We start from the raw sequence: 21,075 nt of genomic DNA, 5'->3' as shown, positions 1-21,075 counted from the left end.
GCCCATGACCACCACCGCCTTCGGGCCCACGCACGTCGTCCCCCCGCTGGGCATGCCCGCCTGGGAGGCCCCCGATCCGGCCCGGCCCACCGTGCCGCTGGACCCGCTGCTGCCCGTCCGGCTCCTGGAGCGGCGCGGCGACTGGGGGCACGTGCTGTGCGCCAACGGCTGGCAGGCCTGGGTCGACGGCCGCCATCTCGTCGCCGTACCGCAGGACCCGCCGCTCGCCGACGCCCCGCCCACCGCCGTCGCCGATCCGCGGCCCCTGCTCGCCCGGGCCGAGGAGGCCCTCGCGCGCTACCGCGCCGCGGTCGAGGAACTGGCCGGCGGCGCCCTGGACGGCGAGTCCTTCCGGCGGCGGACCCGGGACCTGCGGATCGGGGTGGTCGTCGACGGCGAGTCCATGTGGCTGTACGACTCCGCGGAGGAGCGCTGGGTCTACGGCGACGGCACCCGGCTGAGCACCTACGCCACCGACCACCCGCCCGGCGCGGCCCCCGTCCCCGGAGCCGCCTGATGGAGACCAGCGCGTTCTCCGGGCGCCCCTCCGACCTGGTGGGCCGGCAGATCGCGGGCTACCGCGTGGAGCACGAGATCGGCCGGGGCGGCACGGCCGTCGTCTTCCGCGCCCGCGACCTGCGCCTGGAACGCACCGTCGCCCTCAAACTGCTCGCCCCGGAACTGGCCCGCAACGACACCTTCCGCAAACGCTTCACCCATGAGTCCCTGGTCGCCGCCGCGATCGACCACCCGCACATCGTGCCGGTCTTCGAGGCGGGGGAGACCGACGGTGTGCTGTACATCGCCATGCGCTACGTCGAGGGCAGCGACCTGCGCAACCTCCTCGACCGCCGGGGCCCGCTGCCCCTCGCCACGGCCGTACGGATCGCCGCGCAGGTCGCGTCCGCCCTCGACGCGGCCCATGACCACGGCCTGGTCCACCGCGACGTCAAACCCGGGAACATCCTGGTCTCCCGGGGCACCGACAGCGACCACCCCGAGCACGTCTACCTCACCGACTTCGGCCTGACGAAGAAGTCGCTGTCGCTCACCGGCTTCACGACCGTCGGCCAGTTCGTCGGCACCCTCGACTACGTCGCCCCCGAGCAGATCTCCGGCCGACCGGTCGACGGCCGCTGCGACGTCTACAGCTTCGCCTGCGTCGTCTACGAGACCCTCGCCGGACATCCGCCCTTCGTCCGCGACGAGGACATGGCCCTGCTCTGGGCCCACCAGGAGGACGAACCGCCCCCGCTCACCGCGTCCCGGCCGGACCTGCCGCCACCGGTCGACGCCGTGTTCGCGAAGGCCCTGGCCAAGACCCCCGAAGCCCGTCACGACACCTGCCGGGCCTTCGTCGCGGCCCTGCGCGCGGCGGGCCGGGACGGCCGCAGGGGAGGGCACCCGCCGACCGAACCGGTAGCCGTCCCCGCCGTCACCCCGTCTCCCCCCGCCTGGGCCCGGCCCGTCCTGCGTGACCGTCAGCCCTGACCCGGGGGCGGGCCGGTCGCGCCACGCCGGTGCACCGGCCGCGCCAGCAGCGCGCCCAGGAACCCGGTGACCAGCCCCCACAGCGCCGCGAGCCCGAGCGCGGACCACACCTCGGGGTGCAGGAACAGCTCTCCGGAGAGACCGGCGAGATCGTCGATGCCGAGCACGGTCAGGCCGTAGTGCGCCGAGACCCGGCCCACCAGACAGATCGTCAGCACCGTGAGCACCAGCGCGGCCGCCATGTGCACGGCGTGCTGCCAGGCACGCATACGGGCCGGCGAGCGGGCCGCCATCACGAACGCGGCCCCCAGCAGCAGCACCGCGTCCACCACGACCAGCCACCACACCCGGCCGTCGTACTCGGCCATGCTGCTCAGATTCAGCGCGGCGGTCTCCTTGCCGCGCAGCACCTCGTCCAGCACGTGCGGCATGGGCAGCCCGAACGGGCCCTCCACCCGGCCGTTCCAGGTGGCGCCCAGCCCGAGGGTGAACGCCATCCACACCAGGTTGGGCAGTCCGAGCAGGACCACCGCCAGGGTCTCCGGCGCGTGCCCGCGGGTCGCCGCCACCACCAGGGCCACGACCAGGCCGATGACGACACACGCGAGCAGCAGCGCGACCATCGCGTACGCCGCCGGCCGCACCGACTCCTGGAACCGCAGCAGCCGGGCCGGCAGCGGCGCCCCGCGCGAGACCAGCAGCGCCAGCAGCAGCACCCCGGCCAGCCACACCAGCCCGACGAGCAGCGTGAGCGGCACGTTCGCGGTGAAGCCGACCTCCGGGTGGACGCCGAAGAGATCGCCCAGGTCGTTCAGCGTGTCGCTGCCCAGGTCGACCGCGAAGGTCTGGCGGGCGGCGAGCGCCAGACCCAGCAGACCGAGCAGCCACAGCACGGCGATCCGGGCCGCCCAGCCGGCCAGCTCCCGGGCCCCGGCGACCGCCCGGTGCCGCAGCGGCCGCAGGAACCCGGCGGCGGTGACCAGCGCGCCCACCAGGGTCACGGACAGCGGGACCACCGTCATCCCGGCCCGGGTGTCGGCGAGTCCGCCGGCGTTCCCGGACAGCTCCACGGTGCCTCCGACGGCCGTGACCACGGTCGCCGCGACCACCCGGGGGAACGCGTCCTGCGGCAGATCCGTGGCCCTCGCCGCCCACAGGCCGAGCGCCGCGACCACCATCATCGAGGCGAGCCCCGTCAGCGCCACGCCGAGGGCGGTAGGCCATCCGTGGCGGCCGGTCGCCCGGCCGGTGCCGGGCCGGCCGGCGGCCTGGTCGGTGGGGGTGCGTGGGCTCACGCTGCCACGCTAAGCAGGGCCGGGAGAGGCCGCCCGTCGAGCGGGGCCGTCCGCGTCCGGCTTGCGGGCGGCACCCGGCCGGAGCACACAATGAGTCCGTTGTGGCCGAAAGCGGTGCGTGTTTCCGATATCGGGGCATCGCCGGACGTATTCCACATCGGGAGAGCATGTGAGCGTCGAACCTCCGTCCTCCGACCGCCCCACGGGACCGCCCTCCGGCCCCCTCTCGGGCCCCTCGCAACCACCCCCGCCGCCCTCCTCGGGACCCCCCACCGAACCGGTCGACGCGCTGTCCTCCGGCGGTGCGTCCGGAGGCTCGTCCGGTGGTTCCGCGGGCGGATCGTCGGGCGGCGGCGTCCCGGACGGCCCGCCCGGACCGGAGCCCGGCCCCGACTCCGGCCGGCCCTGGTGGCGCTCCGCGCCCCGGCTCGCCCTGCTCGGTACCGCCGTCGTGGCCGCCGTCGCCCTCGCCGTCCTGCTCACGCTGCCCGGCAGCGGCGGCTCCGGCGGCTCGGGCGGCTCGGGCGGCGCCAAGATCTTCACGCTGGCCGCCGCCAACACCGGCCCGGACCCCTTCACCGAGTCCACCGCCACCGACAACTCCACCACGACCGCCTCCGCCGCCCCCGCACAGGGCGCGACCGAGCCCGCCGGCAACGCGCTCAAGGGCGTCGACGGCGGGGCCGCCGGGGTCTACGGCGGCACCCGCGACACGGCCAGCTGCGACGTGGAGAAGCAGATCTCCGCCCTCCATGCGGCCCCGGCCAAGAACAAGGCCTTCGCCTCGGTCGCCCGGGTCGAGCCCGCCGGGGTCCCCGACTACCTGCGCTCGCTCACCCCCGTACAGCTGCGCATGGACACCTGGGTCACCAACCACGGCTACCGCGACGGCGCCGTCACCGCCTACCAGTCCGTCCTCCAGTCCGGCACCGCCGTCCTCGTCGACGGACGCGGCGTGCCCCGGGTGCGCTGCGCCTGCGGCAACCCGCTGACCAAGCCCGTCCCGCAGCAGACCGCGCCGGAGCGCACCGGAGACACCTGGCCCTCGTACCGGCCCTCGGACGTCGTCGTGGTCACCCCCGCCACGAAGGTGGTCAAGGAGTTCGTCCTCTACGACCCCGGCCACGGCCACCACTGGTTCGCACGGCACCGGGGCGACACCGGCGGCAAGAAGGACCGGACCACGCATCCCCCGAAGCACCCACTGGTGTTCGTGATCATCAAGCCGCCGCCGAGCCCGACCGGCTCGTCCCCGAGCTCCTCCACATCCTCCTCGCCCTGTGCCCCGGGCCGGAAGAACTCCTGCCCGCCCACCTCGTCCTCGCCGACCTCCCCGTCGCCGTCGTCGCAGTCGCCGGGCTCGACCTCCCCGTCCTCGCAGTCCCCGGGCTCCCCGTCCCCGTCCTCGCAGTCCCCGAGCCCGAAGTCGCCGAGCCCGCCGTCGCCGTCCTCCTCGCCGCCGAGGAACGGCCTGGTGCAGGAGTCGTCGACCTCGCCGTCGCCCTCCGGACAGACGCCGTCGGAGCCCGAGCCGCCGAGCACCTCGGTGCTGACGTCCTCCGGATCCACCCCGTCGAGCTCACCGACCCTGTGAGGCAGCCCATGCCCCGCCGGGCGCACCGGGTGAGCCGGACGGGGACTGTGCGGCGCGGCACGGGGTACGAGCACAGGTGCAGCAGCGTCCGGCCAGTCCGGCTTCCCAGAGAGACACGCATGATCGAGCACCTGGACGGGGCAGTGATACCGACTGGTTTCGACGTACCCGTGGAACCGCTGAGGCGAGCGGCGCACTACACCGGTGAACCCGGATGCATCGCCGAGGCCCGCAGTTTCGCCGCGCACTTCGTCGACCAGCTCAGGACCGAGTGGTGCGCGCGCATCGGTGAGCGCGCGAGCGGTGAGGTGATGCTCGTCGTCAGCGAGCTGATCACCAACGCCGACCGGCACAGCAACGGCCCGTACATCCTGGAACTGGAGGGCACCGACTCCACCGTCACGGTGTGCGTCTACGACAGCAGCGACGCGCTGCCCCTGCGCTTCCCCAAGGACCCCGAGCGCGTCGGCCGGCACGGCCTGGAGATCGTGCACGCGCTGGCGGCCGAGGTCACCGCCGAGCGCGTGCCGGTCGGCAAGCGGGTCCGTGCCCTGCTCACCTTCGGCGGGTGACCCCGGCCGACGTGCTCAGGCGCAGCCCAGCTCGCCCAGCATGCCCTCGCGCAACCGGGTGATGATCCGCTTGATCAGGCGGGACACATGCATCTGGGAGCAGCCGAGCTGCTCGCCGATCTCCGCCTGGGTGGCCTCCTCCACGAACCGCAGATGCAGGATCCGCCGGTCGCGTTCGCCGAGCTCGGCCATCAGCGGGGCGAGCGACTGGAAGTCCTCGACCAGCCGCAGTCCGTCCTCCTCCACGCCGATGAAGTCCGCGAGGACCGACTCGCCGTGCTCCGGGCCGTCGCCGGTGAGCGCGGCGTCGAGCGAGGAGGAGTTGTAGCCGTTGGCGGCGATCTGCGCCTCGACGACCTCGTTCTCCGGCAGGTTCATCAGCGTGGCCAGCTCCGCCACGGTGGGCTCCCGGTCCAGCCGACCGGCCAGCTCGTCGCGCGCCTTGGCCAGTTCCACCCGCAGCTCCTGGAGCCGCCGCGGCACGTGCACCGCCCAGGTGGTGTCCCGGAAGAACCGCTTGATCTCCCCGACGATGTACGGCAGGGCGAAGGACGTGAACTCCACCTCGCGGGAGATCTCGAACCGGTCGATGGCCTTGATCAGCCCGATCATCCCGGTCTGGACGATGTCCTCCATGTCGTCCCCGCGGCCGCGGAACCGTCCGGCCGCGAACCGCACCAGGGACATGTTCATCTCGATGAGCGTGTTGCGGGCGTACTGGTAGTCGTGTGTGCCCTCTTCGAGTTCGGTCAGCCGCTTGAAGAACTGGCGGGACAGCTCCCGTGCGTCGCGCGGAGCGACGCTCCGCGGGTCCTCGACTCCCGGCAACGATGCTCCACCCGTGCTGGTCCCGGCGGTGTCCTCGGCGACCTTGCCCTCCGACCCGATCACGGCGGTGTGCATTACCTCTCCCCACGAAAGTCACGGTTCGACGTGTTCTGTTCTCGTTGCGTGAGCGGACGCGCAACCGCACGACCCGCTCACGGGGCGGGTACCCCGACTCCGCCGGGACATGCGTACCGAAGGGAACGAGTCCCTCCGCCACGCTCCGTGCCGGGTCCGTGACAGAAGGCTCCCCGTCCGCCCGCGCCGGCGCTACATTCACGGCAGGTACACGGGGGAGCGGCGGATGAGAGCGTCGGGGGAACGGGGCCCGTACGGGGTGGGGGCGCGGTGGTTCCTCGCGGGGCTGCTGGCGCTGGTGTGCGTCGCCGCCGTGCATCTGTCCACCGGCCGGCTCGGTCACGACGGGGCGGGGACCGGCACCACGGCCGGCGGAGCTCCCGCGGACGGGGCGGACTGGGAGCGGGCCGTCCGTGCCCCGCACCCGCCCCGCGTCCTCACCACCCGCGCCGACCTCACCGTCGGCCCCGGCACCTGGCGGGCCACGGTCCGGCACACCCTCCTCCTGCGCCCCGGCGACCCCCTCCTGACGGCGATCAGGGAGGGCCGGGCCGCGGCCGGAGCCGCCCGCCTCGACGACGTGATCGCCGGTGACGTCCGCTATGTGGCGGGGGAGGGACTGCGCAGCGACGGCGGCACCGACCGCCGGCTGACGGCACCCGAGGTGACCCAGGACGGGCCACGGCGGCGGGCGGTCGTCGCCTGGACGCTGGAGGAGACCTGCCGCCGCCCCTGCGCCTGGGACGGCGACTTCCGGTTCACCGTCCGCCCCGCCGAGGCCCCGGGGCCGGTCGGCACCCGCTGGGCCCTGGACGTACGGGTCCACGGGAAGGACACCGGCATCACCGGCATCACCGGGACCCGGCCCGTCCGGCAGAGCCCCGGGCGTGCCGTCCTGGCACCCCTCGACGCCGACGGAGCCGCCACCTCGGTCGTCTTCCGGGCGGCCGGCACCCGGGCCCTCGGCTTCCTGCCGGAGCCCTCCGCCGAGACCGGCCCGCGCTTCACCCCGTCCTTCACCGAACCCGTCCCCGTCACCCTGGGCATCATGCTGGGCTTCCTGCTCATCGGCGTCGGGGCCGCCTACGGCCTGCGCAGCTTCGACGCACTCGGCACGGACGGACGACGGCCCGCCGTGAGCACCCCCCTGTGGATCTTCACCCTCCTCGGCATCCTGTTCGCGGTCGTGGCCTGGGAGTCTCCGCGCATCACCGCCGCCGCCGCGCGCTCGGCGGTGGCCACGGTCCTGATCACCTGGTGGGGCGTGGCCGTCCCCGTCGGACTGCTGTACCTGCTGCCCGCCCTGTACAACGTCCTGAAGCGACCCGGGGAACCGGTCCAGCAGGTGCCGCACCGCCGCGCGTTCCTGGCCCTCGCCGCGGTCACCGGCCTGGGCGTGGCCGTCGAGGCCGCCCTGGTCCTCGTGTACGGGGCGGGCGGGGTGTCGCTGCCGGAGACGGCGGGCGGACCGCTCCTCGCCGTGGCGGCCGCGGCCGCGGTGCCCCTCGTGGCTCCCGTCGGCTTCCGCGCGCCCTGCCTCTGGAGCGCCGTCGGCGTGGTCGCGGCCCTGGCGGCCTGTGTGGTGACCGGCTGGGGACGGCTGATCGCCGCCGAGGGAGGAGACTCGCCCACCTCCGAGGCGCTGCTGCTCATCGGGCTCGGACTGCTGTGGTGGCCCGCGCTGACCCGCGCGACGCTGCTCCTCGGCGCCCGGGGCCGAGGGTGGCTGCTCGCCGCCGGGGTGACCGCGCTGCTGATGTACCTCCCGGTCGACGTCACCCGCGCCTTCGGCACCCCCGGGACCGTGCTCGCCTCCACCCCGCACCCCCGGCTCTTCGAGGCCACCCTGGTGGACATCGCCTTCCACGCGGCCGGCGCCTTCATGGTCGTGGCGATCGCCGTGATGGTCCGCAGACGCTGGCACAGCTGCCGGCTGCCGATGCCCCTGACCGGGCACGCCCGCACGATGGAGAAGGAGCGCGCGGCCGCCCTCGGCGTCGCCTTCGTCGTGCTCACGGTCAACCCGGTGGTCGCCGCCGAGCACAGCAACGTCACCGACGTCCTGCCGGTCGCCGCCGCCCTCCTCGGCTTCTCCCTCCTGCTGCGCGGCGAGGAACGGCGCGTCGAGGGCCGTCGGCTGGCCGCCGTCGACCGGACCGAGCACGCCGCCGTCGTCCGCCGCTACGCACGCTGGGCGCTGCTCCAGTCTGCCCAGCGCCCGATGTTCCTCAAGGCCCGCGACGGCCTGGCCGACGGCAGCCTCGCGCCGGACCGCTTCGACGAGGACTGGCGCCGCCTCGGCGGCGGAGAGGAACCTCCGCCGCTGTCCAGCGGCGGCGCCCGCAGCCCCTGGCGCAACGGGGTGCACGGCGCCCTCGTCGCCTTCCTCCTCGCCCTGCCCGTCATGGCCATCGAGTGGTACGCGGTGCGCAGACTGCTGCCCGAACTCACCCTGGGCCAGCTGCTCGCCCTCGCCGAGCACACCCTGCGCTGGTCGGCGTACGGGGCGTTCTACGGCTACTTCAGCACCCGGCTGCCCGGCCGCACCCCCGTGATGAAGGCCCAGTTCCTGCTGGCGGCCCTGCTCGTGCCCGAACTGCTCCTGCTGTTCTACCCCTACTCCCGCCAGGTGACGGACCTCGGCCTGGCGAGCGGGCTGCGCATCGGCTGGCTCATCGTGTTCTGCCTGGTCCTCGGCATGTACTGGGAGTGGCGCCTGGTGGCGCGGGCGGGTGTGCAGTGGCGGCTGGTGCGCTCCTTCCGCTCCTGGGCCACGCTGACCGCGCCGGTCACCGCGGTGGTCGTGGCCGCCGCGACCGCCGTCGCCACCGTCCTGGCCGGTGCGGCGGCCGTCTCCATGACCCAGCAGCCCACCGACGGCGGCAGCCTCCAGCAGCAGTCCTCCTACTCGTCCGGCCCCTGACGGCGGGCGCCCGATTCCACCGAGGGCGCAACCGGAACCCCTTCCCGGCACGCCCCCGGCTCCTAGGCTGGAGCGGTGACCGATCAAGCGCCGAACCGAGCCCGTGTGATCCCCCTGCGCCCGCCCGCCGGCCGGCCGGACCCCGAGCGGCCCGCGCCCCGGGAACCCCTCTGGCGCGACCTCGTCGGAGACGTCCTGCGCCGCGAACGCCAGTCCCAGGAACGCACGTTGCAGGACGTCGCGGACGCGGCCCGGATCTCCATGCCCTATCTCTCCGAGGTGGAGCGCGGCCGCAAGGAGGCCTCCTCGGAAGTCCTCGCGGCCGCCGCGCACGCCCTCGGCCTGAGCCTCGGCGACCTGCTGGCCAGGGCCCAGGGCGAACTGGTCCGGCTCGACGCCCGACCCGCCCGCCACCGCCGTACGACGACGACCTCCCCGTACGACGGCCTCTGCCTGGTCGCCTGACGGTGGATCAGACGCCGACGAGGCGTCGGCTCAGCACCTCGTCGGCCAGCCCGTACGCCACCGCCTCCCGGGCGGTGAACACCTTGTCGCGGTCCATGTCCGCGCGCAGGACGGCCGGGTCGTGACCGGTGTGCCGGGCGAGCACCTGCTCCACCTGGGCGCGGATGCGGACCATCTCCCGGGCCTGGAGCGCCAGGTCCGAGACCGTGCCCTGACGGCCGCCGCTGGCCGGCTGTCCGAGCAGCACCCGCGCGTGCTCCAGCACGAACCGGCGGCCCGGATCCCCGCCCGCCAGCAGCACGGCCGCCGTCGAGGCCGCCTGCCCGACACAGAACGTGGAGATCGGCGCCCGGACGAACGTCATCGTGTCGTAGATCGCCATCAGCGAGGTGAACGAGCCGCCGGGCGAGTTGAGGTAGAGCGCGATCTCCTGCTCCGGGGCCGCCGACTCCAGATGGAGGAGTTGCGCGATGACGACATTGGCCACCCCGTCGTCGATCTCGGTGCCGAGGAAGACGATCCGCTCCGACAGCAGCCGGCTGAACACATCGGAGGACCGCTCGCCCTGCGCGGTGCGCTCGACCACGTACGGAATCGTGTAGTTCGCCATGTCACAGCCCCATCCGTCGCCGCGCCGGGGCCGGCCGGACCTCGGTGAACGAGTCCACCACCCGGTCCACGATGCCGTACTCCCGGGCCTGTTCGGCCGTGAACCAGCGGTCGCGGTCGCCGTCCCGCGCGATCGTCTCCGGCGTCTGGCCGGTGTGCTCGGCGGTGAGCCGCTCGATGGTCCGCTTGGTGAACTCGTGGTTCTCCGCCTGGATCTCGATGTCGGCCGTGGTGCCGCCGATCCCGGCCGACGGCTGGTGCATCATCACCCGGGCGTTCGGCAGCGCGTACCGCTTGCCGGGCGCGCCCACGCTCAGCAGGAACTGGCCCATGCTGGCGGCGAAGCCCAGGGCGAGCGTCGAGACGTCGTTGGGGATCAGCCGCATGGTGTCGTAGACGGCCAGCCCGGCGTGCACCGAGCCGCCCGGGCTGTTGACGAACAGGGCGATGTCGGTGTGCGGGTCCTCCGCCGAGAGGATCAGCAGCTGGGCGCAGACCCGGTTCGCCGACACCTCGTCGACCTGGGTGCCCAGCAGCACGATCCGCTGGGCGAGGAGCTGGGCGGCGAGATGGTCGTCGAACCGGGTGGACGGGGTGTCGCCGTCCTCGGCCCGTGGGGTGAGCGTGGTCGGTGCGGGCATCGGTTCTCCTCGGGGTCGCGGGGATGCCGTCGCCCTCACTGTCGGCCCCGGACCGCGCCCGCGGCCGGTTTCTCTGCCCGCGGCAGATCGGCCCTGGGCAGAGGGACTCCTCAGTCCTTCCTCAGTCCTTCTCGCGCAGCTGCCGGAAGAAGGCCCGCACGTCGTCCACCAGCAGATCGGGCTCCTCCATCGCCGCGAAGTGGCCGCCCCGGTCGAACTCCGTCCAGCGCACCAGGTTCTCCGTCCGCTCCGCCCGTTCCCGCAGCGGGATCTGCGGTTCCGCCGGGAACAGCGCGAGGGCGGTCGGCGCGGCGGACGGCTCGTGCGGCGCGGCCTTCCTCCCGGACCCCGCGTGCAGGCGCTCGTAGTAGATCCGCGCGGACGAACCGGCCGTCCCCGTCAGCCAGTACAGCATCACGTTGGTGAGCAGCCGGTCCCGGTCGACCGCCTCCTCCGGCAGCTCCTCCGAGTCCGTCCACTCACGGAACTTCTCGACGATCCAGGCGAGTTGGCCCACCGGGGAGTCGGTCAGGCCGTACGCCAGGGTCTGCGGACGGGTGGACTGCTGGGCGGCGTAGCCGATGCCCTCCGCCGAGAACGCCGCCCACCGGCGCCAGGACTCCCGCGCGCGCTCCCGTTCCCCGGGGCTCATCGCCGCCAGTTCCCCGGGCGTGGGCTCCCGGGTCGCCTGGGCCCCCGGCAGCAGGTTCAGATGGACGCCGATCACCCGGCCGGTGTGGGCGCGTCCGAGTTCGCGGGAGATCGCCGCTCCCCAGTCGCCGCCCTGTGCCCCGAACCGCTCGTAGCCCAGCCGGGTCATCAGCTCGGCCCAGGCGTCCGCGACCCGGCCCGCCTCCCAGCCCGCGCCGGTGACCGGCCCGGACAGCCCGAACCCCGGGATGCCCGGTACGACGACATGGAAGGCGTCGGCCGGGTCCGCGCCGTGCGCCGCCGGATCGGCGAGCGGACCCACCACGTCCAGGAACTCCACGATCGAGCCCGGCCAGCCATGGGTGAGGATCAGCGGGGTCGCGTCCGGTTCGGGGGAGCGCACATGCGCGAAGTGGAGGTGTGTGCCGTCGATCGTGGTGGTGAACTGCGGCCACTCGTTCAGCCGGGCCTCCGCCGCCCGCCAGTCGTACTCCTCGCGCCAGTACCGGGCCAGGTCGCGCAGATAGTCGCCCGGCACGCCGTACGCCCAGCCGTCGGCGGGCAGCCCCTCCGGCCAGCGGGTGCGGTCCAGCCGGTCGTGCAGATCGTCGAGGTCGCGCTGCGGGATGTCGAGGCGATAGGGACGGATGCCGCTGTCCGCGGTCGATGACGTCATGGGACCGGATGCTAGTTCGGGGGCCCCTGCGCCATCCGGATTGTTTCCGGCCGGACCGATGACTTCCACGGCGTCCGCCGGTCGACACTGGTGACCGCGTTCCACGCCCCAGGAGGGACCCCATGACCACCGACGGATTCACCACGTGCCTCTGGTTCGACGGCCAGGCCGAGGAGGCCGCCCAGTACTACGTGTCGATCTTCGACAACGCCGCGGTCGGACGGGTGGCCCGCTACACCGAGGCCGGACCCGGACCCGCCGGAACCGTGGTCACGGTGGAATTCACCGCCAACGGGCAGAAGTTCATCGGGATCAACGGCGGCCCCGAGTTCACCTTCAGCGAGGCGATCTCCTTCCAGATCGACTGCGCCGACCAGGACGAGGTCGACCACTACTGGGCCAGGCTCACCGAGGGCGGCGGCGAGCCCGGCCCGTGCGGCTGGCTCAAGGACAAGTACGGCGTGTCCTGGCAGGTCGTCCCGACCGAGCTCACGGCGATGATCACCGACCCCGACCAGGAGAAGGCGGCCAGGGCCATGAAGGCCATGCTCTCCATGGGCAAGCTCGACATCGCGGAACTGCGCAGGGCCCACGCCGGCGGGTGACGGCGGCGGCCCGGTGAGGGCCGCACGGCGCGGACGCGCTACCCGGCCCGGGCCTCCGTGAGGATCTCCCCGATCACATGCCGGGAGTTCTCCGCCAGCGCGGGGTTGGTGTCCCAGTAGTACGGCAGCTGGATCAGCGAGATCGACAGGGCCCAGCCCCGGCCGCGCGCCCATTCGTCGTCGTCCGCGCCCACCGCGTCCCGGAACGTGCCGCGTGCCGAGGCGGGCAGCAGGTTCCAGGCCGGGATCAGGTCGACGGCCGGATCGCCCACACCGACCGTGCCGAAGTCGATCACGGCGCTCAGCCGCCCTCCGGCGACCAGGACGTTCCCGGGCGACAGATCCCCGTGCGCCCACACCCCCGGCGCGGTCCGCCGAGGCACCCGCAGCGCCTCCTCCCACAGGGCGGTGAGCGCGTCGGTGTCGATCCGCCCCCGCAGCTGTGCCAGGGCGTCCCGGGTGAAGGCGTCGCGTTCGCCGAGCGGGATACCGCGGCAGTTCGGCGGCCCGTCCCGGACGTCGACCTCGCGCAGCCCGGCGACGAACGCCCCGAGGTCCGCCGCCAGCCGCCGCGGTTCCTCGACGGCTCCCGCGACCGGGTTACGTCCGTCCAGCCAGCGGTAGACGGACCACGGCCACGGGAAGTCCGCGCCGGGGGCGCCCTCCGCCAGCGGCACCGGCGCGGCGACCCGCAGACCCGGCCCCAGCCGGGCCAGCCAGCGCTGCTCGTGTGCCACGCTCTCCACCGCGCGGGGATGCCGGGGGAGCCGGATCACCTTGTCGGTGCCCAGCCGGAACATCGCGTTCTCCGTCCCGGAGGACGGCAGCCGCCGTACGGGCAGACCCGCCCACTCGGGGAACTGGTCGTCGATCAGCCGGCTCACCAGCGGGGCGTCGAGATCGACCTCGTCCGGGTGCATCCTCTGGGCACACATGCGGCTCATTGCAGCGGACCGACGCCCGTGCCGTCCAACGATATTGGGACGGCACGGGCGTCGGTCGGGCGGCTCAGACCCGGTCGGCCACGATCATCAGATACTGGAAGCTGCCGTTCTTGTAGGCGGTCAGGAACGTGTCCTCGATGCCCGTGACCAGGTGGTCGGCCTGCCGGCGCAGCTCCCAGTACGGGATGGCCGTCGCGGTGAGGTCCTCCACATGGACCGGCACCAGCCGGTTGTCCGCCATCGCCCGGAAGTACCGGGAGCGGGGGTGGATGTCGCAGATGTAGTGCGCGTTGATGAGCGACACCTCGCGCGAGGCCTGCCCGTACGTGTCGTTGTAGCAGCCGGTGATCACGACGTAGCGGCCGCCGCGGCGCAGCACCCGGGCGTGCTCGGCGAACAGCAGGTCCAGCTCGACGTACATGCTCGACTCGTTGTTCCAGGAGGCCGCGTACGCACCGGTCTCCAGGCCCGTGTCCAGCATGTTGCGGTGGTGGTAGCGCACCTTGGCGTCGATGCCCCGCTTGCGGGCCTGCTCGTTGGCGAACGCGGCCTGCTTGGCGGAGATCGTCACCCCGTCCGCGTGGCAGCCGTAGCGCAGATGGGCCGTGACGCTGCCGCCACCGCGCCCGCAGCCGGCGTCGAAGACCCGGTCGGACGGGGTGAGCGGGCCGAGCCGGGAGGCCAGGAGTTCCGCCTGGGCGTGCTCCAGCCGGTGCAGTTCGGTGGTGATCCGCTCCTTGCGCAGCTGGGGATCGGGCTCGTCGAGCACCGACCGGTCGGCGTCACCGACGCCGTAGTGATGGTGGTAGAGATCGTCGATCCGGCCCAGTTCGAGGTTGACCGGGTTCTCCTCCGCGTTCCAGTAGTCCGCGATCCGGTTCTGGTAGACGGACTGGGTCGGCAGGTCGATGGACTCGGTCAGAGCCTCGGGGGTCATGGTCAACGGTGACTCCTTGCCTTGCTGTGCATGATGAACGGTCAAGAAAACGCTGCTCACCAGTAGTTGGGCAGCGAGTAGCGATGGGTGTTGGTGGCGTGCCACTCGTGGTTGCCGGCCACCCAGTCCGACAGACCCCGGAGATAGCGCTCGACGAGCGGCGAGGTCGCGGCGAGCACCGCCGACTCCGACTCGAACGCCTCCATGACCTCGTTGTGGAGGTCGACCGACTTCAGATAGGCGGCCTTCAGCCCGCGCCGGTCGTTGGCGGCCACGACCTGCGGCAGATTGAGATGGGTCGGGTCGGACGCCAGCTCCTTGGTGAAGGAGTACAGGTCGTTCACGATCGTGGTGGCGTTGCAGGCGAGCGCCGTGACCCGCTGGATCTCCGGGCGGGCGTAGAGCTGCTCGGGGAGTTCGTAGCCGTCGACCGCGTCGACGATCGACAGACACGGCCGGAAGTTGTTGAACTGCCGCATCACCAGGTACTCCCAGACCTTGGGCCGGTACCCGGTCTCCATCCAGGCCGCCTCGCCGAGGTAGCCCAGGTGCAGCCGGGCCATGTCGTGCACGAACCGGTCGGTCTGGCTGGGCGTGGCGAGGGCCGCGTAGTCCTTCAGCGCCCAGAAGTAGGAGCGCAGCGGACCGTCGGTCTGCATGCCCCGTGTCCACTCCTCCTGGTGGACGGGCGGCCCGTGGAAGGGGTCGAGCGCCGACTGCGCCAGGATCAGCCGGCCGGCCAGCCCGGTGCGGGAGCCGCCCCGGCCCTCGTCCTCCTCGCAGTAGCAGCTGTCCACGACGTTCTCCGCGAGCAGCAGCTTGCCGGCCGCCGTGAGCCGGTCCAGATCGGCGGCGCCCGGATGCTGGAGCACCACGGCCCGGCCGAACTGGAACCCCGTGAAGTCGCCGTTCCAGGTGGTCGGGAACAGATCCAGGCCGCGCGCCCACTCCTCCAGCCGGCGGTCGACCTCCGCCGCCTTCTCCGGGTCGGCGGGGGCGACCTCCCGGTGCCGCAGCCCCGGGATCGCACCACTGTGGCGGGCCGTGAGGCTCGCGGCGAGGTTCGGCGGTCCGGGCAGCGCGCCCCCCGCGCCGCCCAGCGCCACACTCCCCGCCGTCACTCGGCCGTCCGGCCGATCTGGACGTTCTCCAGGATGCCCGCCGCGTCCGGCACCAGCAGCGCCATCGAGTAGTACGCGGTGACCAGGTACCGGATGATCGAGTTGGCGTCGATCCCCATGAACCGCACGTTCAGCCCCGGCTGGAACTCGTCCGGGATGCCCGTCTGGTACAGGCCCACCGCGCCCTGGTCGGCCTCGCCCAGGCGCAGCGCGATGATGCTGCTGGTGTGCTGCTCGCTGATCGGGATCTTGTTGCACGGGAAGATCGGCACCCCGCGCCAGGCCGGGATCTCATGGCCCTCCACGGTCGCCGTGCCCGGCACCAGACCGCGCCGGTTGCACTGCCGGAAGAACGCCGCGATCGCCTTGGGATGGGCGAGGAACAGCTTGGTCTTGCGCCGCATCGACAGCAGCTCGTCCATGTCGTCCGGGGTCGGCGGCCCGGTGAAGGTGCTGACCCGCTGACCGTAGTCGACGTTGTGCAGCAGCCCGAACTCCCGGTTGTTCACCAGCTCCCACTCCTGGCGCTCCCGGATCTCCTCGACCGTGAGCCGCAGCTGCTGCTGGGTCTGGTCCATCGGGTGGTTGTAGAGATCGGCGACCCGGGTGTGCACCTTCAGCACGGTCTGGGTCAGCGACAGCTCGTACTCGCGCGGCGAGAGCTCGTAGTCGACATAGCCCGCACCGATGGTCGGCTCGCCGGTGTGGCCGGCCCGGAGCGGCTGCTCCGCCTCGCCCTTGCGGTTCATCGGCCGCCGCTGCTGCTCGGCGTAGGCCTCCAGGTGCGCGGCGAGTGAGGGCACCCGGGCGAGGAACTCGCGCAGCACGTCCCCCGGCAGCACCAGCAGCACACCCGAGGTCTCCGCGCGCACCGAGGACAGCCACAGCGGGTCGTCCTGTCCGATGGCCTCCTCGCCGAGCTGGTCGCCGCCGGAGACGACCCCGACGATCTCCTCCCCGCCGTACTTGCCGGCCGTGTACCGGGTGAACCGGCCGTGCACGACGAGATAGGTCTCCGTGACCGGCTGACCCGCCTCGAAGATCACCTGACCGGGCCGGACCTCACGGGTCTGGAAGCGGGACGCCAGGTCGGCCAGGGCCCCGTTGTCGGAGTAGCCGCGCAGCACCCGCAGCTCGGTGAGGGTGTCCGGGAGGACCCGGACGTCGTCGGCGCCGTTGTGCTCGAACTGCACCCGGCCCCGGCCGACGGACAGTTGCAGACGCCGGTTGACCCGGTAGGTGCCGCCCTTCACGTCCACCCACGGCAGCATGCGCAGCAGCCAGCGCGAGCTGATCGCCTGCATCTGCGGTTCGGACTTGTGGGTGGTGGCGAGCTGGCGGGCCGCCCGGGTGCTGAGGCTGGTGAGCTGCCCGTCGGCCGACGGCTCGAAGGGGGGTTCGTCGAGAGCGGAAGCGGTGGCACTGTCCGGTGTGGACACATTCTCTCCAGAGAGCTGGTGCGCGGAGCTGGGCGGACGGTTCGCGAAGATCGGTTGCGAAGATCCGCAGGCACCAGCCAAACACCCTCGGTGACCGAGGGGTACGGCGCGAAAGGGGCGGATGCGGGTGTCAAGGGTGCACAGCGGGGCGGATGGTGAGGAAGGCGCCGTAAATGCATCAGGACAGGGGGCGATCACTCCCGCGCGCCGCGATCAGGAGGGTTGGGAAAGATCGTTCACCAGAACGGCTGCGCCATCGAACTGACCTGCGGCGAGATCCCGCAGCGCGTCCGGGGCCCGTGACAGGGGATACGCGTGTGTTGTGGCCCGGACGCCGAGCCGCGCCGCCAGCGTCAGGAACTCCCGTGCGTCGACGCGGGTGTTGGAGGTGACGCTGAGTAGCTGCTTCTCGTAGAACAGCTCGCTCTCGTAGCGCAGCGGCGGTACGTCGCTGAGATGGATCCCGGCGACCGCCAGCACCCCGCCCCGGTCCAGCGCCCGCAGCGCCACCGGCACCAGCTCGCCGGCCGGCGCGAACAGGATCGCCGCGTCCAGCGGCTCCGGAGGGGCCCCGTGGGCGTCCCCCGCCGAGGCCGCCCCCAGCTCCAGCGCCAGCCGCCGCGCCGCGGCTCCCCGGGTCAGGACGTGCACCCGGGCGCCCTGGGCCAGCGCCACCTGCGCGCACAGATGAGCGCTGCCCCCGAAGCCGTACAGCCCGAGCCGCCCGCCCGGCGGCAGCGCGGTCCGCCGCAGCGCCCGGTAGCCGATGATGCCCGCGCACAGCAGCGGCGCGAGCGCCACCTCGTCCACCCCGTCCGGCAGCGGATGGGCGAACGCGGCCGGCACGGTCGTGTACTCGGCGTAGCCGCCGTCGGCGTCCCAGCCCGTGTACGACGACGCCGGGCAGAGGTTCTCGGCGCCCCGGGCGCAGTACGCGCACACCCCGCAGGTGCGGCGCAGCCAGGCCACACCCATCCGGTCGCCCGGCGCGAACCCCCGCACCGCGGCACCCCGCCCCGCCACCACCCCGACCACCTCGTGCCCGGGTGTCACCCCGGGCCGCCGCACCGGCAGATCACCCTCGGTGACATGCAGATCGGTCCGGCACACCCCGCAGGCACGCACCCGGACCAGCAGCTCGTCGTCGCCGGGCACCGGCACCGGCCGACGCACCAGCCGCAGCGGCTCCCCGGTCACCGGCCCCGGCTCGGCCACCGACCAGGCGCCCATCGTCCCGTCCGTCATGACCGCCCCGTCCTGCCGCCGGACCGTCCCCTCCCAGTGTGGGACGGACGGGGGCGTTCGGCGCGCGCGCCGACGAGCGGGTGACTAGCGTGAGGATTCGGACACAGTCGTCTCTTCGGAAGGGCCGCCGACATGGCCGTACAACCAGAGGGAACCCCGTGCTGGGCCGACGCGATGTTCACCGACGTCGAGGGCGCCAAGACCTTCTACGGCGAGGTCCTCGGCTGGACCTTCGGCGAGTCGTCGTCGGAGTACGGCAACTACACCCAGGCCTACGTCGACGGCAAGGCGGTCGCCGCCGTCGTCCCGCCGATGCCCGGCCAGGAGGGCCAGTCGCAGTGGTGTCTGTACCTCGCCTCCCCGGACGCGGCCGCGACGGCGGCCAAGATCCGCGCGCACCACGGCGAGGTGCTGATGGAACCGATGCAGGTCGGCGACTTCGGCACGATGTGCCTGGCGCGGGAGCCCAGCGGCGCGGTGTTCGGCGTCTGGCAGGCGGGGACCCACGAGGGCTTCGAGGCCGAGGCCGTCCCCGGTGCCTACGGCTGGGCCGAGGTCTTCACCCGTGAGCCCGACCGGGCGGACACGTTCTTCTCCTCCGTCTTCCCGTACACCGCCCGGCAGATCGAGGACGACAACGTCGACTTCCGCATGTTCGACGTCGGCGACACCACGGTCCTCGGCCGGATGCGGATGACGGACGACTTCCCGCCCGAGGTGCCGTCCTACGTCAACGTGTACTTCATCGTCGGCGACTGCGACGAGGCGGTGGCGAAGGCGACCAAGCTCGGCGCCGTGCTGCGCTTCGGCCCGATGAGCAGCCCCTTCGGGCGGTTCGCCGCGCTCAGCGACCCGCAGGGCGCCAACTTCTCGGTGATCGACGTCACCACCACCGAGGGCGAGCTGCCGAAGACCACGCCGGTCTGACCGGACCCCGTGCGCGGCCATGGCATGATCGTGCCCATGCGTGAACGTGTGGTGGCCGCGTGCGACGGGGCTTCGAAGGGGAACCCGGGACCGGCCGGCTGGGCATGGGTGGTCTCCGACGACGCGGAGGGCCCGGCCCGCTGGGAGGCGGGCCCGCTCGGCAGGGCCACCAACAACGTCGCCGAACTCACCGCGCTGGAACGCCTGCTGGCCGCCACCGACCCCGGTGTGCCGCTCGAGGTCCGGATGGACTCGCAGTACGCAATGAAGGCCGTCACCACCTGGCTGCCCGGCTGGAAGCGCAACGGCTGGAAGACGTCGGCGGGCAAGCCGGTCGCCAACCAGGAACTCGTCGTGCGCATCGACGAACTGCTCGACGGGCGCTCGGTGGAGTTCCGTTACGTCCCCGCCCACCAGGTCGACGGCGACCCGCTCAACGACTTCGCCGACCGCGCCGCCAGCCAGGCGGCGAGCGTCCAGCGGGCGGCCGGCAGCGAGCAGGGCTCCCCGGAGCCGCCGCCGTCCCCGGACACCCCGAAGCAGGCCCGTTCCGGCGGGACCAAGTCGCCCCGCCGGAAGGCCGGTTCGGCCTCCGGCGGCGGGGCCTCCCCGCGCACGATCAAGGCCAAGTTCCCCGGCCGCTGTGTGTGCGGCCGGGGCTACGCGGCCGGTGAGCAGATCGCCAAGAACGCCCAGGGCTGGGGCCACCCCGAGTGCCGTACCGCCGAGGCCTGATCAGACGTCGAACGTGTAGTGCGGGGTGTGGTCGAGCAGGGCCGCCGGGGTCGAGTCGTTCCACGGCTTCATGGTCTCGTTCAGATCCACGACGTCCGGCGTCCCGCCGCCCGGTACGTACGCCGACCCCGGGTGCCGGCGCTGCCACTCGGCCCACAGCTTGTCGATGTAGGCGTGGTGCAGCCAGAACACCGGATCGTTGGGGGAGACACCGGTCGCCATCTGCCCGCCGACCCAGACATGGACCCGGTTGTGCAGATTGACCCCGCGCCATCCCTCCAGATGGTTGCGGAAGCCGTCCGAGGCGCTGTTCCAGGGCGCCATGTCGTACGTCGCCATCGCCAGCACCGAGTCGACCTCGGCCCGGGTGGGCAGCTCGCGCACGCTCGTGCCCAGCGACCGGCGCAGATAAGTACGGCCGTCCACGCGGACGTTGACCGGCCACTTCCCGGCCGACGCGGCGAACGGCCCGTCCATCACCTGCCCGTCCCGGCTGCGCCCGGTGCCGCCGAGGAAGTCCGGCGCCCACAGCGAGGAGCGCGGTGAGCGGTCGGTGGACCAGTCCCAGTACGGCAGCGCCACCGACGCGTCCACCGACTGCAGCGCCCGCTCGAACTCCAGCAGGAACCGGCGGTGCCACGGCAGGAAGGACGGTGAACGGTGGCCCGTGCGCTCGCCGTCGTCGGTGTCGCCGAGGATGAACGCGTTGTGCGTGGTGACGAAGTCGTCGTAGCGGCCGCTGCGCTTGAGTTCGAGGACGGCGGCGACGAAACGCCGCTTCTCCTCGGCGGACAGGGACGCCTGATTCTTGCGGACGGTCATCTGCGGTGCTCCAAAAGGGCGTGCGGGAAGGTCAGTTGGCGGGCGACGCGGGGAAGGGCAGCAGCCGGGCGCCCTGCAGCTCGTCGACCGCGGCCCGGGCGGCGGCCCGCGGGGTGGCCACCGGGTCGTAGTGGCTGACGACGCTGATCCAGGTGCCGTCGGCGTTGCGCATGACGTGCAGTTCGACGCCGTCAACGGACACCGTGTAGCCGCCGCCGTGGTGGTGATGGCCGCCTCCGGAGGACGGCCGGCCCTGTATCCGCCGGCCCTTGTAGACCTCGTCGAAGGCGGCCGGGGAGTCGTGGGCGGCGGGGGCGTCGTGGGACGGGCCGTGGTCGTGCGCGGGGTCGCTCGCGCGGGCCGCGGGGACGGCGAGCGCCGTGGCGCCGGCGAGGGCGGTCGCGGCGGTGAGCGCGCGACGGCGGCTGAGGTCGGGCATGCGGGGTCTCCTGAGGTGGGTTCGGGTGCCGACCCGGCATG

Annotated in this window: 21 protein-coding genes; 9 read left to right on the top strand and 12 right to left on the bottom strand. The window is 72.9% G+C overall.

The genetic code is table 11. From position 1 onward, the window contains the following. Positions 1-4 precede the first annotated feature (4 nt). Positions 5-517: a hypothetical protein gene (locus ABZ490_RS30060; RefSeq protein WP_358996667.1), complete on the top strand. Its 513-nt coding sequence runs from the start codon at positions 5-7 to the stop codon at positions 515-517. Then, the gene (locus tag ABZ490_RS30055; protein ID WP_358996664.1) at positions 517-1,491 is read left to right on the top strand and encodes a serine/threonine-protein kinase; all 975 of its coding nucleotides are present in this window, start codon (positions 517-519) and stop codon (positions 1,489-1,491) included. Before ABZ490_RS30060 ends, ABZ490_RS30055 begins: the two co-directional genes overlap by 1 nt. Here the strand turns inward: ABZ490_RS30055 and ABZ490_RS30050 are convergent. After that, the gene (locus ABZ490_RS30050) at positions 1,482-2,786 is read right to left on the bottom strand and encodes a streptophobe family protein (RefSeq protein ID WP_358996660.1); all 1,305 of its coding nucleotides are present in this window, start codon (positions 2,784-2,786) and stop codon (positions 1,482-1,484) included. The two genes, ABZ490_RS30055 and ABZ490_RS30050, sit on opposite strands and share 10 nt — an antisense overlap. Before the next feature lie 169 nt (positions 2,787-2,955). Between ABZ490_RS30050 and ABZ490_RS30045 the strand changes: the two genes are divergently transcribed. Together ABZ490_RS30045 and ABZ490_RS30040 are read left to right on the top strand one after the other, a co-directional pair. Then, on the top strand, positions 2,956-4,380 hold the full coding sequence (locus tag ABZ490_RS30045) for a DUF6777 domain-containing protein (RefSeq protein ID WP_358996657.1): 1,425 nt from the start codon (positions 2,956-2,958) through the stop codon (positions 4,378-4,380). Positions 4,381-4,499: 119 nt separating this feature from the next. After that, positions 4,500-4,952, top strand: a complete 453-nt coding sequence (locus tag ABZ490_RS30040; protein WP_358996654.1) for an ATP-binding protein — start codon at positions 4,500-4,502, stop codon at positions 4,950-4,952. Between the two features lie 15 nt (positions 4,953-4,967). Here ABZ490_RS30040 and ABZ490_RS30035 read toward each other — a convergent pair whose 3' ends face one another. After that, positions 4,968-5,855: an RNA polymerase sigma factor SigF gene (locus tag ABZ490_RS30035; RefSeq protein ID WP_358996651.1), complete on the bottom strand. Its 888-nt coding sequence runs from the start codon at positions 5,853-5,855 to the stop codon at positions 4,968-4,970. A 226-nt stretch (positions 5,856-6,081) separates the two neighbouring features. Between ABZ490_RS30035 and ABZ490_RS30030 the strand changes: the two genes are divergently transcribed. Beyond that, positions 6,082-8,778 carry a hypothetical protein gene (locus ABZ490_RS30030; RefSeq protein WP_358996649.1) on the top strand — a complete coding sequence of 899 codons (2,697 nt, stop codon included), beginning with the start codon at positions 6,082-6,084 and terminating at the stop codon, positions 8,776-8,778. A 75-nt stretch (positions 8,779-8,853) separates the two neighbouring features. Continuing rightward, entirely contained in the window at positions 8,854-9,243 is a 390-nt protein-coding gene (locus ABZ490_RS30025) for a helix-turn-helix transcriptional regulator (protein WP_358996646.1), read from the top strand. A gap of 7 nt (positions 9,244-9,250) precedes the next feature. On the opposite strand, the gene ABZ490_RS30020 is transcribed toward ABZ490_RS30025, so the two are convergent. From ABZ490_RS30020 to ABZ490_RS30010, 3 genes are all read right to left on the bottom strand, one after another. Next, entirely contained in the window at positions 9,251-9,853 is a 603-nt protein-coding gene (locus ABZ490_RS30020) for an ATP-dependent Clp protease proteolytic subunit (RefSeq protein WP_358996643.1), read from the bottom strand. Position 9,854: 1 nt separating this feature from the next. After that, a complete protein-coding gene (locus ABZ490_RS30015) occupies positions 9,855-10,493 on the bottom strand; it encodes an ATP-dependent Clp protease proteolytic subunit (RefSeq protein WP_358996640.1) in 639 nt (212 codons plus the stop codon). A gap of 121 nt (positions 10,494-10,614) precedes the next feature. Beyond that, positions 10,615-11,820, bottom strand: coding sequence for an epoxide hydrolase family protein (locus ABZ490_RS30010; RefSeq protein WP_358996637.1), 1,206 nt, complete (start codon positions 11,818-11,820; stop codon positions 10,615-10,617). A gap of 122 nt (positions 11,821-11,942) precedes the next feature. Between ABZ490_RS30010 and ABZ490_RS30005 the strand changes: the two genes are divergently transcribed. Then, entirely contained in the window at positions 11,943-12,425 is a 483-nt protein-coding gene (locus ABZ490_RS30005; RefSeq protein ID WP_358996634.1) for a VOC family protein, read from the top strand. A gap of 38 nt (positions 12,426-12,463) precedes the next feature. Here ABZ490_RS30005 and ABZ490_RS30000 read toward each other — a convergent pair whose 3' ends face one another. From ABZ490_RS30000 to ABZ490_RS29980, 5 genes are all read right to left on the bottom strand, one after another. Beyond that, complete coding sequence (locus ABZ490_RS30000) at positions 12,464-13,360, bottom strand: aminoglycoside phosphotransferase family protein (RefSeq protein WP_358996631.1); 897 nt, start codon at positions 13,358-13,360, stop codon at positions 12,464-12,466. A gap of 73 nt (positions 13,361-13,433) precedes the next feature. Then, complete coding sequence (locus ABZ490_RS29995) at positions 13,434-14,306, bottom strand: geranyl diphosphate 2-C-methyltransferase (RefSeq protein WP_358996628.1); 873 nt, start codon at positions 14,304-14,306, stop codon at positions 13,434-13,436. 56 nt (positions 14,307-14,362) lie between these two features. Continuing rightward, positions 14,363-15,427, bottom strand: coding sequence for a family 2 encapsulin nanocompartment cargo protein terpene cyclase (locus ABZ490_RS29990; protein ID WP_358996625.1), 1,065 nt, complete (start codon positions 15,425-15,427; stop codon positions 14,363-14,365). Continuing rightward, positions 15,424-16,866, bottom strand: coding sequence for a family 2B encapsulin nanocompartment shell protein (locus tag ABZ490_RS29985; protein ID WP_358996622.1), 1,443 nt, complete (start codon positions 16,864-16,866; stop codon positions 15,424-15,426). Before ABZ490_RS29985 ends, ABZ490_RS29990 begins: the two co-directional genes overlap by 4 nt. A 213-nt stretch (positions 16,867-17,079) precedes the next feature. Next, positions 17,080-18,096 (bottom strand): zinc-binding alcohol dehydrogenase family protein, encoded by a 1,017-nt coding sequence (locus ABZ490_RS29980; RefSeq protein WP_358996874.1) that lies wholly within the window; start codon positions 18,094-18,096, stop codon positions 17,080-17,082. Positions 18,097-18,243: 147 nt separating this feature from the next. Here ABZ490_RS29980 and ABZ490_RS29975 point away from each other — a divergent pair, with 147 nt between their 5' ends. Together ABZ490_RS29975 and ABZ490_RS29970 are read left to right on the top strand one after the other, a co-directional pair. Then, positions 18,244-19,038, top strand: coding sequence for a VOC family protein (locus ABZ490_RS29975; RefSeq protein WP_358996619.1), 795 nt, complete (start codon positions 18,244-18,246; stop codon positions 19,036-19,038). A gap of 24 nt (positions 19,039-19,062) precedes the next feature. Continuing rightward, a complete protein-coding gene (locus ABZ490_RS29970; protein WP_358996616.1) occupies positions 19,063-19,773 on the top strand; it encodes a ribonuclease H in 711 nt (236 codons plus the stop codon). On the opposite strand, the gene ABZ490_RS29965 is transcribed toward ABZ490_RS29970, so the two are convergent. Both ABZ490_RS29965 and ABZ490_RS29960 read right to left on the bottom strand, forming a co-directional pair. Next, on the bottom strand, positions 19,774-20,595 hold the full coding sequence (locus tag ABZ490_RS29965) for a tyrosinase family protein (RefSeq protein ID WP_358996614.1): 822 nt from the start codon (positions 20,593-20,595) through the stop codon (positions 19,774-19,776). A gap of 31 nt (positions 20,596-20,626) precedes the next feature. Beyond that, complete coding sequence (locus tag ABZ490_RS29960) at positions 20,627-21,034, bottom strand: tyrosinase cofactor (protein WP_358996611.1); 408 nt, start codon at positions 21,032-21,034, stop codon at positions 20,627-20,629. Positions 21,035-21,075 lie beyond the last annotated feature (41 nt).

It is taken from the genome of Streptomyces sp. NPDC005811 (assembly GCF_040630405.1).
Classification (GTDB): Bacteria; Actinomycetota; Actinomycetes; order Streptomycetales; family Streptomycetaceae; genus Streptomyces.
The sequence above is the reverse complement of the archived record's forward strand: the minus strand, read 5'-3'. Positions and strand labels throughout refer to the sequence as shown.